Here is a 14,350-nt window from a genome sequence, read left to right on the forward strand (position 1 = left end):
GGCTCCCGGAGCGCCCTGCTCGATATCGAACTCGAGCCTAAGACGTTGAAGAGACCTGTTCCGACCGATCCACGCCCTCCGGCGCAACCGGCATGCTGAACTGAAAGACGGCCCCGCGAGGATCATTGGCGCCCGCCCACATCCGGCCTCCGTGCGCCTCAATAATAGAATGGCAAATGGCCAGCCCCATGCCCATGCCTTCGGACTTGGTGGTGTAAAACGCCTCGAACACGCGGTCAGCGCTGTTCGGATCGAGGCCTGGACCCGTATCCCGAAAAGTGACCACTACGTTATTCGAGTCATCTGTCCGCGCACTGATCAGTAACTCGCGGTCACCTTCGTTGATCTCCCTCATCGCCTCGATGGCGTTCGTGATCAAATTGAGAATCACCTGCCGGACCTGGACGCGATCTGCCCGGACAAGCGGCAACGCCTCAGTCCGTCGCGTTTGCACCCATACATCATTTTTCGCAAGTTCCGCGCGAACTAGGGCCAGCACCTCTAAGATCAATTCGTCAATTGCGAGAAGCTCCGTTTGCATAGGAGCCTTATTCATAAGAGCGCGGATCCGACGGATCACGTTCCCTGCACGCATACTGTCACGCACAATCAAACCGAAGGTCTGCCGAACTTCTTCCAGATTTGGCGGTTGAGCACCGAGCCAATTTAGCCCCGCCCCCGCATTACTGCTGATCGCGGCAATCGGCTGGTTGACCTCATGGGCGATTGAGGCGGCCAGCTGTCCCATTGTCGTGATCCGATTGGCGTGTGCCAGCCCCATCAGAGTCTCGCGATACCGTCGTTCGCTTTCACGGGCTTCCGCTTCCGCTCTCTTTCGCTCTGTCAGGTCGAGGACGAAGCCAACACCTTGGTCGTCTCGCGCATCGAATACGGCGAGGCCAATTAGCACCGGCACGCGGCTGCCATCCTTGCGGACATACTCTTTCTCGAACTGCTGGACAGCTCCGGTCCTTCTTGCTTCTGTTCCAGCATTCAGTGTGCGCTCGTGCCATTCTGGCGGTGTCAGGTCGAGACCGTTCACTCGCCCCGCGACGAGATCCTCTCGGTCGTATCCAACCATCGTGAGGAAGGTTTGATTTGCCTCGATGATCTCGCCTCCTTCGCGAATGATAAATATTCCGATGATGTTAGCGTCGAGTAAGCGCCGGATTTTCGACTCCCGTTGCTGCACTTCGCTGTACAACCGGCTGTTTTCCAGCGCTGTTGCAGCTTGCGAGGCAAGCATTTTCAGCACGGAGTTGCGGGCAGGCGAGAATATGCGCGCGGCGAGATTATTCTCCAGATAAAGTACGCCGATCAGCTTGCCCTGCGTGATCAGTGGCAGGCAAAGAATAGAACGCGCTTTGCGCTCGCGGATATACGGATCTTCCGCAAATGAAGGCTCGGCGGCAGCATCTTCGAGAATGACGTTTTCGCGGACACGTAGGACGAAATGCAGCACGGACTCGGGAAGCGCCATCGGAGTTACGGGCTGTTCATTCACCTTTACAAGCAGCGCATCCGCTACCGTTGCGGCTTCCGCCTCGATCCGTGGCTCGCCTCCATGCAGCAGAATCAACAAACCTCGTTCGGCGCCGGCCTGCTCAATGGCAGTCCGCATAAGCGTGTCGATTAGTTTTTGAAGAACAATCTCGCCGGAAATCGCCTGCGACACTTTTGTCACCGTCGCGAGATCAAGATGCTCAACCGGAGCTCCGATCCTCATGCCATTCACGGCTGGAGTGGTCTCCTCATGGCTGAGATGGGGATTCAGCTCGTCGAGCTGACGCACTTTGCCATCAGCTCCCCAACGAAGGTAGCCGCGCCGCGCGTCCTGCAGGTAAACCCGGGAGATTCTGTCAAAACCGCGCGCAGCATAAAAGCGCGCTGCAAGCTCGCAAGCGATTCCCTCGTGGTGGGCGAAACCGTTACGTGCTGCGGTCTGGATTGAGTGTTCATACAGTCGCATTGCGTCTGCATCGCGGTATTCGAGCCTTGCAATTTCAGCGCCGACCAAGGCAGCCCGATTCTCGAAATTTTCGGGGCAATTCGTCGCCCATATCTGCAGCTGTCTGTAATGGGCATCAATGATATCCCGATGTTGCTGTTGTTCGCTTTCGCCTGGCTTGTCGCAATAACATGAGTGAGACAGCGCACCATAGAAGTGAAACTCCGCGATCAAGGGCTCTGTCGGCATGGTCCATAATTTGGGCTCCGCCTTGGAGCGAGCATCAACAGCCGCAGCATAATCGCCGGCTAGAAATCGTGCCTGAAGTTTGCGGATCCAGTAGACGGTTTCGCTAGGTGACAGCTCCGGACTCCGTGCCAACGATCGCTCGACCTCTAGCTCGTCAAATTGTTGGTCATCCAAGCAACCGAATGAGCGCGTGAGGCCGCGCATGCTTCTAATGATTGCGAGCTGAGCGGCTACGGTATCAGCAGCAAACTGAACCTTTCTATTCCGTATCGTAGCAAAGCTTTTCTCTATCTCGTTCTGTACCTCTTTCAGGGGATCTCCGGCCATCATCATATTTGAGGTTAGATGAAGCAAGCTGTACGCCTCATAGATGACATCGCCGCTGCTGACCGCAGCTGCGAGCGCTCGCCGAATCAAAACTCGGCCACCTCTTAGGGGCTTCGTCCACGGGATCACGTTGCACCCGAAGGCCAAATAGACGGGAGCCCGAAAGCGGGAGAACTCACCGCGATCAACCAGGTCGCAAGCAAGACGACCAAATTTGTCAGCTGCTTGGTAGTCACCGAAGCGCCCGGCCAAGATTCGGCCTAGCCATGCGTAATGGGCGCAAGAAGCATCAGTGTTGCCGTATTCGAGGCTGATGGTGACAGCTCTGCAGATGACCAAAGCGGATAAATTGGCGTCCGTGAAACCTGCGGGCGGAAGAATGCGCGTCAAGACGGCAAGCGTGGCAAGCGTGGTCTGATCTGTCATTGCAGGCAAACTAGCAAGATCCTCGATTGCGTCGGGCAGCTGTGACCACATCCGCTGATATTCGGCCAATGTTTCCTGGTCCGTCGGATGCTGCGACCACTCGATCCCGACGTCGTGAAGATATTCGAGCCCTGTGAGCACTGCCCGCCCGTGCTGACCGAGCGTCAAGTAAAGATCGACCCGCAAACATGCGACCGTTGCTCGCTGGGGCGCGTTCAAAGCGCGCTTCGACAGTACGGACAGGAGGCTCTCTGCAATGTCCAGCTGGCCTACCAAGAATTCGCATTCAGCCCGGCTTGTCTCCAGTGCAAACGCGAGTTCGTGGCGCCTTCGCCAAGAGTGCTCCGCGAGCAGCGCAGCACCGACGGTGAAATATGTGAGTGCCGAGGCGTAGGCCGCCGACGCCCTGGCACGCTGCCCTGCGACCAAATTCAGCTCTGCGAGCTGCTCACGCTCCTGACCGGAGGCAATTAGCGCGACACCTCGATTGAGTTGGCTGACGATGTCGAAGATAGCCACTTCGCGTTTGTGCGCAGGGACGTGTGCCGCCAGCATCCGACCGATCCGCAGATGGGCAGGAGCGCGCGAGGATTCCGGCACCAGCAAGTAGGCCGCCTCTTGAAGGCGATCGTGGAGGAAGCGGTAGGCTGTTCCGTGGCGCGCGATCAGTTCCTGCCGGATCGCCGGCCACAGGGTCGCATGCACCTGCTCCTGCGAAATTTCGAGCACGATCGCAAGCTCCGCCGTCCCGGCGATGTTGCCGAAACAGGCCAGCTGTTGCAGCGCGTCCTGCGTTTCCTCGGGCAGGCGGATGAGCTTGCCGAGCATCAGATCTACGACGTTCTCGGTGTACGCTTTTGCGTGAATACGCTCGAGATCCCATCGCCAGCGCGCCGACTCGTGATCGAACGTCAACAGCTGCTCTTCGGCCAGTTCAGAAAGGAATTGAATGGCGAAGAACGGATTACCCATCGTCTTCTGATGCACCAACTTTGCAAGCGGGGCAGCGCGTTTTGGTCCGCAGCGAAGGGTATCCGCGACTAACTGCGCGACATCGTCTGCAGTGAGCGGCGAGAGCGTGATCTCCTCGAAATTTACGTCGGCTCTCCTGATGGAGTCGAGCTTGCGTTTGAGTGGATGGCCTGCATCAAGTTCGTTGCTGCGGTAAGCTCCAATGAGCAGCAGGTGCAGATCCGACTGGGTCAGGAGATCCTCGATCAAGTCGAGCGTTGCGGCATCATGCCACTGCAAATCGTCGAGGAAGAGCACCAAAGGATGGGTTCGCCGGGCGAACACGCCAATAAAGCGGCGAAGCACCAGCTGGAAACGAATTTGCGCTTGCCGGGCTGGAAGCTCAGCAACCGCGGGCTGCTCGCCAATGATCAGGCTCAGATCGGGGATCAATTCGACCATCAGTCGTCCATTCGCGCCGAGCGCCTCCCGGAGCGCTTGCCGCCAGGTGGCGAGTTCGCCCTCACTTTTGCTGAGAAGAGGACGGACAAGACTCTGAAACGTCTGCACTAGCGTCACATAGGGAACGTCGCGTTTCAGTTGGTCGAATTTGCCTGACACCAACTGCCCGCGCGAGGGCACCAGTGCTTTGTGTAGCTCCTGGACGAGCGAAGACTTACCGACACCGGAGTAACCGGCGACGAGCACCAACCTCGGCGCGCCGCTCTTCACCGCGCGATCGAAAGAGGCAAGCAAAGCCTCGATCTGAAGGGCTCTGCCATAGAGCTTCTCGGGGATGAGCAACCGATCAGGTGTGTCGTCTGTGCCGAGCTCAAATGGGTCGATGCGACCGTGGTTGGCCCATGCTGCGAGACAGTGTTGCAGATCGTGCTCAAGGCCAGCGGCAGTCTGGTAGCGTTCCTCGGCGGTTTTCGCGAGGAGTTTCATCACAATCTGAGATATCGGCTCCGGGAGGTTTTGCGATTTCTCGACGGGCGGTATTGCTTTTCTTGCAATATGACAATGGATCCACTCCAAGGGATCTGAGCCCGTGAACGGCAGCGCGCCGGTCAGCATCTGATAGAATGTCACGCCAAGTGAATAGAGATCACTGCGACAATCGACCGAGCGATTCATTCGTCCGGTCTGTTCGGGCGCCATGTAGGGCAGCGAGCCGGCGATGAACTCGGCAGGCTCAGGCGGCACGCGCTCGCGGGAAAGACGGGAAGCCAGACCAAACCCAGTGAGTCGCGCCTGTTCGTCAGGACAATTGACCAGAATGTGAGCGGGTTTCAGGTCCTTGTGGACCAAGCCGTGCCGGTGAAGCTTGCCCGCGGCCCTCGCGATGCCAACAGCGAGGCGCAGGAAGCGCTTGGGCTCCATACGGAGCCCGAGTAAATTTAGCAGTGGCTCGCCGCATGGATCCTCCAGGATCAGCATAGTCCGACCAGCTTCCCGGATGAGTTCCAACGGCCGCACCGCCCATGCCTCGTCTAGCTCCTCCCTCAGCTCATACTCATGGGCGAGGCGGTCGAGCGTCGCTGGGTGTTCCGCGATGGGCCGCACGACAAGCACGACAGCCCTGCTGCCGTGGATTTGCCGGCGCCACGCACGGCAGAACGCGCGATCACCATCCTCCCACAGGGGCTTGATGTCACTGTCGAGATTCGAGCCGAACAAAGTTCGGCTGAGGGGGTCCCGCGGCATTTGCCCGCCCGGTCAATAAGGACTGAGCCAAAACCTGACACATATGGGGCGAGCTTGTGAAGGGAATTCGCAAAACGGCGCGAGTACCGATCAAGGCCGCCAAAGAGTGGACCGCGGCACGCCAAGGTGCGACTTGCCTTCCAACCAAGCCGCGCTAGCTACGGCGCTATTTGTGGCGCGCGTCGCGCGGCTTGGTTGGAAGGGACAGCCCGATCGTGTCGATCCAGCCCAATCCTGCGCGCCGGCCGCCTGGCCGGTATTATCTGTGAAATGTTGATTATGCTGTCCCCGTGAAGCGAGCAGCGCGGCGACACTGAGATCGCCGTACCGAGCTAAGGAAGCACAGAGCCTGTGTATCCGTGTATCCGACACGATATTGAAGGACCTCGCCGTACAAAATTTTGCACTTGAGGAAGGCCGGCCCTTCGACAACGCCTCTCAGACGCTAGTCACGAGCCTGATTTACGATCGCAGCAGAGACTTAGCTCGAACGAGACGAATCCAATGATGCGGAGGCGCGTTTGGACATTGAATGATCAATAAACCACAACGCCTGATCGAGCGACTTGAGCCAAAGAGCTGAAGCAGCTTCTTGGTAAGCATGAGCCCCTCGAAATCGGATGTACTAAGGCTCGGAGCGCTCGGTCCATTGCAGCAAATCGAACAGCTGGACCTTTCCGCCGCTTCGATGGCTACCCCCGTGGACATAAGCGCCGGCCGATATTGCTTTTTCGAGCTGAAACCGCACTGGCGCAGTATCAGCTCAGCCTGTTCCCCTCGAGGCCTGCACCAAGCTGTCGATCTCCGGGCGGTCCCTAGATCTGAGGTCGATGCCGGCCGAGGAATACCGGACGGCAGGGCACGATGCCTCTTTACGCTGACCGGCGGAAATGTCGCTTCCCTGGTTGACTATCGTGCGAACCGCTCTGAATGCGATCAGACGATCAGTGAGCTCGGCGATCGCCTCGCTGATATCTGGCATGTCGAACGACCCTTTCTCACAGAAGCCGGTCCCGAGAATTCGCCCACGCTTAACAGCACGGCCGCCAAAGAAGTTTGCTCCACAATCGGCCCGGAAGGGTGCTTCTAAGACCCGAGGAGAAGCAAGATGCTCGCTCGAGTCGCTGAACATAAACGCCGCAAGGGCGCTCAGGCTAGAAATCCCGCCGACACGAGCGTTGCTGTCTTCGAGATCGACGTTCACTCCTGGCTCCATTGTTTGGAAGGCGCCATGCAGTCATCGACTCTGAACCACAGCATCAAGAGCAGATCTGCAAGCCATTGTGAGCGAAACCGCGCCCATAACTATTCTCTTCATTCCTGCTCCCATTGATGGAGCAACTGACCCGCGACAAAAGGCACCCCTGATGCTCACCGAGCGCCGTATAGGCCCTCGCTGATCGGAATGCCGCTCGCTGCGGTTCGCAGGAGGGCGATTGCCGGCCGTGCGAAGCCGATAGATCCGAGAGAGTTCTCGCTGCTTGAACCGCTGTTCAAGCAAGGCGTAGGCTACCCCAAAACCGGTGAAGAGAATTGCAATTAAAATGAAGTACAGCGGAACGCCTTCTTTGCCAATTCGATAGATCCACGCCGGCATCGTACAACCTGACGCTACGAACGATTCAAGCCCTTCCTGGCCGGCACGAAGTAGCAGGGAGTCACGACCTACTCTGCCTTGCTGAGCGAGCCTCAGTTTTGCCACGCTGGTTGCTTCATTGGAGGCAGCATCACCACGGATGTACTGGCGATGTGGGCGAACCCGACGCACTTTCTTCTCGACGGAGTGCGTCGGGCCGCCCGTAATGACCCTGCCAGGGCCGTAGGCCCTGAGCAAATCGATGAGCTACGGCAGGTCTGACCACAGCTTCAGGTTGACCGCTCGGGGCGCATTTTGTCGTTCCTATGTAGGTCAAAGTGCGAACCTTCAAGGTGCCCGGCACGGACCTATGACGTCCGCCAATTCTGGTAGGAGAGTGATTCTTTCGCTGGATCAGCGGTTGTTTGGCTGATGCAGGAGAGCAAATACAACTGCCTTTTGGCGAACTGGTTCGCAGCTGGACACCGAAATGGAGTGTGTCACGCCTCTCCATTCAGATTACGCCGCCTCATGTTGGGGTGCGAGCCTCGTGAAGGAAGCAACGACACGAACGCACGTGAGCGCCCCTGCAGCAGCTCGAATTCGAGCATCTTTCCTACAAACATGACGGAAAGGACTTGAATCGCACCTTGCGTCAGGTTGTACGAAGTCGGTGCAAGGTGCTTTCCCCAACCTCGCAAAGAGCAACTCACAGGCGCTCTGACGACGCAAAAAGAAGAGTTCGTGGGCTGATGCCGCTGCTACTCGTTTTAATGTCTATTTTCCTTAGTACGGGTGCGATAGTCTACGCCGCTTGCCGATCTCAACGCCGGCGGGATCGGCGCATGCACAGGCACAATCGCGCCAATTCGCTCAGCTCGCGCCCCCGCATTCAACTACCAAAGCGACGGGCATTCTGATCCTTCAGCCGCATAATGAGCCGTCCGCTGCAGCCTCACTCGCGAAGGCCAGGCGACACGCGCCGCCGCTAAAGCGAGCGCCTCAAGTTCTGGATTCGGTGCTTCTCGATCGGCTACTGATCGATTTGATCGATGCCGCGGGGCCGATCCAACGCGACGGCGGACAGACGCGAAAGGCAGTTCTCGACCAGTCGGGCGGTTTTTGCTAGACTTTCCTGTAATGCGTCACGCTGGCGCGAATGGCTGACCAGTCACATACCTGGAAAATTTCAAAGATTTGCACTGCGCGAAAAGTCCTCGAAAGCCTATGCGATCAATCAAAGGTCGTAGTGAGGCAATAAGTCTACTGTAAATCGTACAAGTGAGGCTCTTATCGTGACCAAGCGCTCTGAACCCCGTAAGGAAGCCCCAAACGTCGTCGGGCCTGAGGTGAGGCCGAGCGTCTGCGTCGTCGACGATGACCTCTCAATGCGCGAATCGCTGGTCAACCTATTTCGTTCGATCGGTCTAGATGTCGTTGCTTACGGATCGGCCCGGGAAATGCTCCAGAGCGAGCTCCCTGATGTTCCTAGCTGCCTTGTGCTTGACATCAGGCTGCCGGGATTGAGCGGCCTTGAGCTCCAGAATGAGTTAGCCAAACTGAAGATTCACATTCCCATCATTTTTATCACCGCTCATGGCGATATTCCGATGACCGTCAAAGCCATGAAGAGTGGAGCAATCGATTTTCTCAGCAAGCCGTTTCGCGATCAGGAACTACTCGATGGCGTAGTCGCAGCTATCGAACAGGATCGGAAGAGACGAGGTGTAGACAAGGTGGTCAGCAGGCTGCAGTCCTTGTTTGAGGCCCTAAGTCCACGAGAGCAGGATGTGTTGAAACTGGTCGCCGCCGGCCTATTGAACAAACAGGTAGCCGCGGAACTCGGGCTCGCCGAGATTACAGTCAAAATCTATCGCGGCCACGTGATGAAGAAGATGGGAGCTCGATCGCTAGCCGATTTGATCAGGATGGCTGAGAGGCTGGGAATTGGGACCGACCGTTTCAGGGTACAAACCTAAGTATGATTTTACAATTTCGTCGTACACGCGCACCCTTCTGCTGGCCGTCATGCTTCGGCCAGCGCCTTCGCCCAACTAAGAACAGGTCGTCTTGTCTAGGTATTCAACTGTTTCCGTTGTTGACGACGATCCTTCGATTCGTGCCGCACTGAACAACCTTTTGAAATCGCAGGGCCACATCGTTCATACGTTTGCATCGGCTGAGGAATTCTTGCGGTCGTCTCAATTGAACGACACGTCCTGTGTCATTGCAGACGTGCAGATGCCCATGATGAGCGGCTTTGAACTTTTGGAACAGATGCGAGCCCAGGGCCACGCTGCACCATTCATCTTGATGACTGCCTTCGCAGATGATCGCACGCGAGCCCGCGCGTTGAGCGCGGGCGTAACCGGTTTTTTTGCCAAACCCTTTGCCGACCTGGAGTTGAGCGCCTGCCTCGATGTAGCGCTTCGCGAGCATCGGGGTGGAACGAACGCGTGAAAGATGGGGAAGCAGTCTGGACCAAGCCGCACCCGCGCGGCGCTTACGATGTCGATCAATGCGCGATTGCCCGTGCTTACCGCGTGCCAGTGGCGACCATCGCCTTTCTTGCCGCATTCCTGTCGTTGTTGTTGCACTTTCGGCATCTGGTTGAAGCACTTGCAACGTCGGGCTCCTGACAAGGCGCCTTTGGTATGATCGCGCAATCAGACGAGGCGAGGCCCTCATCGCTTTAACGAAGGAGCGCCCTACCTTCACTGCTAAGATCCTTGCTGAGCTTAGCGCGAAAGTGCCACGGCAGCGGCTTGCCGGCAGGATCTCGTTAGAACAAAGAATTCACCTGAAACTTGTGCGACCGCTCCAGATAGGTCGGGCACCGGAGTTTGTGGGAGAAGGACGCGACGATCGCGGCCAAAATCCCGCAGTCTGTACGGACGATCGCTTCGGAATTCACAGAAACCGCAACGACTGCATTTTGGATGTTGGGCTTTCGAAGGATCGAGTGGTGTATGCCAAACTCGCCAACCTTCGGCGGGCCGAAGCACCCGAAACCTACGCATCCGTTGCAAGGGCAACACAAATGCCACTGGTCGAAGCGATCTCAAGCCACGCCTTTGCTGCCGAACGCATCCACGCCGACCACTTTCCGGCGCCGGTCACGGCCCAAACGCATGGCCCAAAGCGGCGGCTCTGGACGCGCGATAAGCCCGCGTGCCGGGCCAGATCCGCGGCGGCCGTGTCACTTCTACTCGCCGCGAGTGAGCGTGGGGAAGCAACACACGCTTCCGGCTGACGGACTCCGCCGTCGCGGGGAGCGCATCGGCCCCTCTGGTCGCGATGAACTTTTTCGGCCCACATACTTCCCCGTTTCCAAGCTAACCGCGCAGTATGCGCAAATTGTTCGATCGCGCGCGGCTAAGCAAACCTGCCCGCGAAAGACGACTTAGCCGGGGGCCGTCGCTGGATGGGGACGAAACTACTAGACATAGTAGCTTTGTTGCGCCTGGTTCTCAGGTAAGCCGTTGGAGGTGATTTTCAGACGCGCTACGCATAGCCCAAAGGACGCCGAGAGTGCGCCGGAACCGTGCGCTCATGGTCTGCCAATCCTGTACGATGTTGGCCGCGCGCTTGTTCGTCGGGCAGATTTTCTTGTCGAGGAGACGACCACATGGTTGGAGCACACGGGGCGCGCAAAATGAAGACAGTCGAAATGCTAGAGTCCAACGTGCGCTCGTACTCACGTTCCTTTCCTGCTGTCTTCAGCAGGGCGCGCGGCTCGATTATGTTCGCAGAGGGTGGCCGAAAGGTCATTGACTTTCTGTCCGGCGCTGGAGCGCTAAACTATGGCCACAACAATCAGGAGATCAAAGCGGCAATCAGCGAGTATCTGGAGTCGGACGGGGTCGTCCACGGCTTGGACATGGCCACTCCAGCAAAGGTCGAATTCATGGAGACCTTTAGCTCTGTCATCCTTCGTGAACGGAATCTTTCCTACCGCTTTCAATTTACGGGGCCTACGGGAGCTAACGCTGTTGAAGCAGCTCTAAAGCTCTCGCGTAAGATCACAGGACGTCACAACGTCATTTCCTTCACGAATGGATATCACGGCCAAAGCTTGGGAGCCATAGCCGCGAGCGGTAACCGGTTTTACCGCAAAGCCAGCAGCATTCCCTTATCCGGCACAACGTTCATGCCCTATGATGGGTATCTTGGCTCCGCTCACAGTCCGGCGGATTACGTGCGAAAGGTATTAATGGACGAGAGCAGTGGCACTGATGTTCCAGCCGCCATTCTCGTCGAAACCGTGCAAGGAGAGGGAGGCATTAACGTCGCCGGTAAGGAATGGTTGCAGTCAATTCAGGCTTTGGCAAAAGAGGTCGGAGCTATTTTCATAGTTGACGATATCCAAATGGGCTGTGGCCGTACAGGCGAGTTCTTCAGTTTCGAGTTCGCTGCGTTGTCGCCAGACATTGTTGTAATGTCAAAATCGCTGAGTGGGTACGGTTTGCCACTATCGATGCTCTTGATCAAAGAAGCGATTGACGCATGGGAACCAGGCGAGCACACGGGGACGTTTCGAGGAAACAACCTTGCACTCGTTTCTGGCAAAGCGGCTTTGAATCTGTATTGGCGCAACCAGACGTTCTCGCAACAGGTCCGACGCTTGGGCGCATTTATGCGGCGTCGACTCGATGCCATCGGGCACCAGCACGGAAACAAGTTTGCTGTTCGTGGACGGGGCATGGTATGCGGATTCGATTGCAAAACGACCGAAATCGCAGAGGCGACGTCACATAGAGCGTTTGAGAAGGGACTGATTATCGAGCGATGCGGACCGATCGATCAGGTTGTGAAGTTCTTGCCTGCACTTACGATCGACCAAGAAACGTTGGGACAAGGCCTAGACATATTTGAGGAGTCATTGACCGAAACGTTGAATTCAGCCCGAGCAAGCTAAACTTGTAGGCACACGAGAGAAACTGTTGCTAGCGACAGCATCGCCGCACAAGTCACTGGCGTGAGTCCTTGCTTGCCGCCGAAATGGTCAGGAGTTTTGAAGCCATGATCATGAAGGGGACGTCTGAAGGCCAACGCTATCTGAGATCCGCCGAGTCGGCTTATGCGCGGAGAACGCCTGCTGCCCTCCTCGGTCCACAATACGTGAGTGCGAACAGCACCTTTGACCATAGAACCTCGCATTCGCGAGCGACTCTGGTCGAGCTGGCTTATCTAAGTTTCCAGTCTGAGGTCTGCCGAAGGTGAGCTCCTTGCCGCGGAATGGAGTCGAATGGTGTAGTATGGCTTCTTGGTGGCCACGTGCCCCAGCCGCACGGGTGCGGACTTTGTTAGGACCGTAGATTGTGCAGCAGCGATCCAGCCCGAGCCGTTTACAGCATAGGTGCAGCAGCAATCACTCCGGCGGCCGGTTTTGCGACGAAAGCCGTCAAGGAACGCGCGGTGGGGATGTCCCGGGTTCTGTTGAATTTCTGAAGAGGTCGGCGTTGCCCTTGAGCCGGTAGGCTCGGCGTGCTGATTCCACAAAGGAGAGCAACGCCATGACGAGAGATATCACACCGGCTGGTTGGCCGGCGACCGGGCTGTGGACGAAGCGTTTGCGAAAGTGCGGGCGAGCTTCGATCGGTTCTGCCTTGCGGCAGGGATCGAGGCGCTCGGCACGATGACGGAGGCGGATGTGACGGCGGCCTGCGAACGGGTTCGGGGCGTGGACGGCCGCGAGGTCACGATTCCGAGCTGGGAAAATGGCGGCGCAGGAGCACTGGCTCGCTCGCTGGGCGATGGACTTGATGCTGATCAACGTATCGACGCGCCGGTTCGCCCGCGCTATCCGGCTGCCCGAGGGTGACGTGCAGGCATCGGCCGGATGGGGGTTTCGAAATCGGCGGCCTCGCGGAGGTTCGTCGCGCTATCGGCGGGGCGGCTGGCCGACTTCATGGCGGCCGATCTGTCGGCGCTCGACCTTCTGGTGGTCCAAATCGACGGGCTGCATCTCGGCGACGATCTCGTGCTGGTCGCCGCGATCGGGGTCGACGGCGAAGTCAACAAGCATCCGCTGCCGCTGGTGGAAGGGGCGACCGAGAATGCCGCAACGGTTCAGGCCCTGCTGGACAATCTGGTCTCGCGCGGGCTCGATCCGACGGTGCCAAGACTGTTGAGCGTTGTCGAAGGTGATCCGCCGCACCTTCGGTTCGGCCGCCGCGATCCAGCGCTGCCAGATCTACAAGGCGCGCAACATCATGGAACGCCTGCCGAAAGAGCATCATGCGGCCACCCATCGGGTGCTGCGCCAACCTGGGAGCTCGATGACGCCGAAAAGGCTGAAAAATTGATCCGCAATCTCGCGCGTCGAGTCGACCGGCAATGGCTCGGCGTAGCGGTGAGCATCCTCGCAGGCCTCGACGAAATCCTGACTGTCGTCCGGTTGAAGTTGCCGAAGGAGCTTCGTCCATCGCTCGCCTGTACCAACATCACCGAGAACATGATGGGCACCATTCGCCGTGTCACGCGCAACGTCAAACGCTGGCGGGATGCCGGAATGGCCTTGCGATGGGTCACGGCTGGCTCGAGGTCAACAAGCGCGTCCGACGATTGAAGGCGCATAAGCAATTATCGGTTCTGCGTGCGGCCCTTCAAGCTCACCACGATCGCAGGACGATCAAGCCCGTTGCCCACGTCACGAGGGCCGCGTAGCATTCATTCCGGCAGCGTCGGCCCGGTTCAACCGCGATCGGAACATCCCCGGCGCGGTTCACGGCGTCAGTTACACCAAACCGAGCGAGCATCTCAATCAGAAAGGGTCGATCCTCGGCTTTTGCCCAGAACTGCAGAGCACCGCTATCCGTGTGCGCGCGTAGCACACTGCCGCAACCCCAATGTTGGCGTGCCCGAGTTCAGCTATCAGAAGCCCCTATTGGCGTGAGCGCCTCGGCGGCAAGCGAAGGTGACGGACCAAATGTCAACTATGCTGGGCCAACGGAAGAAGCCCGACGCATCTGCCGGGTCTGAGATGCGTCGGGCTGAGTGGGAGACTGAGCGCGACAGTCTTCCTCCCAGAACCGCGTCTGCAAATAGTATGCCGCGCCCGTACTGCTACACCAATACCTCAAATTAGATATCTGCTCTGCCGCGAAGTTCCGCGAGGCATTCAGAGACGCTCGGCCCACAGCTCGTTCTTCAAGGCCTAACAA

6 protein-coding genes and 1 pseudogene are annotated in these 14,350 nt (G+C 57.9%); 5 read left to right on the forward strand and 2 right to left on the reverse strand.

Annotated features, from left to right (window positions below; all coding sequences use genetic code 11):
• Window positions 1-37: 37 nt before the first annotated feature.
• Together IVB18_RS40565 and IVB18_RS40570 are read right to left on the reverse strand one after the other, a co-directional pair.
• Window positions 38-5,608, reverse strand: a complete 5,571-nt coding sequence (locus IVB18_RS40565) for a trifunctional serine/threonine-protein kinase/ATP-binding protein/sensor histidine kinase (RefSeq protein ID WP_247985797.1) — start codon at window positions 5,606-5,608, stop codon at window positions 38-40.
• Between the two features lie 763 nt (window positions 5,609-6,371).
• Window positions 6,372-6,812 (reverse strand): hypothetical protein, encoded by a 441-nt coding sequence (locus IVB18_RS40570; RefSeq protein WP_247985798.1) that lies wholly within the window; start codon window positions 6,810-6,812, stop codon window positions 6,372-6,374.
• 1,721 nt (window positions 6,813-8,533) lie between these two features.
• Here IVB18_RS40570 and IVB18_RS40575 point away from each other — a divergent pair.
• The 5 genes and pseudogenes from IVB18_RS40575 to IVB18_RS40595 all read left to right on the forward strand — a co-directional run bounded on the left by IVB18_RS40575 (window position 8,534) and on the right by IVB18_RS40595 (window position 13,853).
• Window positions 8,534-9,163, forward strand: coding sequence for a response regulator transcription factor (locus IVB18_RS40575; protein WP_247991853.1), 630 nt, complete (start codon window positions 8,534-8,536; stop codon window positions 9,161-9,163).
• A 91-nt stretch (window positions 9,164-9,254) separates the two neighbouring features.
• Entirely contained in the window at window positions 9,255-9,644 is a 390-nt protein-coding gene (locus IVB18_RS40580) for a response regulator (protein WP_247985799.1), read from the forward strand.
• The gene (locus IVB18_RS40585; RefSeq protein ID WP_247985800.1) at window positions 9,641-9,823 is read left to right on the forward strand and encodes a hypothetical protein; all 183 of its coding nucleotides are present in this window, start codon (window positions 9,641-9,643) and stop codon (window positions 9,821-9,823) included. Before IVB18_RS40580 ends, IVB18_RS40585 begins: the two co-directional genes overlap by 4 nt.
• A 1,016-nt stretch (window positions 9,824-10,839) precedes the next feature.
• Window positions 10,840-12,102, forward strand: a complete 1,263-nt coding sequence (gene ectB / locus IVB18_RS40590) for a diaminobutyrate--2-oxoglutarate transaminase (protein WP_247985801.1) — start codon at window positions 10,840-10,842, stop codon at window positions 12,100-12,102.
• 598 nt (window positions 12,103-12,700) lie between these two features.
• Window positions 12,701-13,853 (forward strand): annotated as a pseudogene (locus tag IVB18_RS40595) (transposase).
• The last annotated feature ends 497 nt before the right edge of the window (window positions 13,854-14,350 follow it).

This window comes from Bradyrhizobium sp. 186 (genome assembly GCF_023101685.1).
In the GTDB taxonomy this organism is placed as follows: Bacteria; Pseudomonadota; Alphaproteobacteria; order Rhizobiales; family Xanthobacteraceae; genus Bradyrhizobium.